1 protein-coding gene is annotated in these 544 nt (G+C 39.9%); it reads left to right on the forward strand.

Annotated elements, in window-relative coordinates; translation table 11 throughout:
- On the forward strand, positions 1-544 hold a 544-nt coding region (locus AC1DWA_RS33190; RefSeq protein WP_477917696.1), incomplete at both ends, for an MSCRAMM family protein.

Genomic DNA, 544 nt, shown 5'->3' on the forward strand with positions numbered 1-544 from the left:
CTTGTAGCCACTGTTGTTTCAGATAGTAATGGCTTTTATCAATTTGCCGGTCTTGCCCCAGGTCTTTATCAAATAGTTTCCAGTTCCGACAATTTTGGAAGCAGCGTACAAGGCGCTCAATTCTTCTCAAATCAAACAACTGCTGTTAATTTTAGTCTAGCTCCAAATCCTGGTTCTATTTTTGGTACATTAGTGAATGAGCAAACAGGAGAATTTATCGTTGGAGCAACTATTGTTGTTCGACAATTTTCACCAACTGGACCCATTGTGCAAACAATAGCAACAGATAGTAGCGGCCAATTTACCGTTTTAAATCTTGAGCCCGGTAGTTATACAGTGACGGCATATACGCCAAATTTCGGAACAGAGAGTACTACCGTATTAGTTCAATCCAATTTACTTTCATCTGTTTCACTTGCTTTAACACCGAATCCAGGAACGATAGAAGGGCAGATTACTTCTATCCAAACCGGTACACCGCTTGTCAATACACAAGTTCGCGTTATTAATAATAACGGAGCTTTAGTAGCAGTGATTCAAACAG

The sequence above is a fragment of the Rhodococcus sp. P4_F3_2 genome (assembly GCF_056401335.1).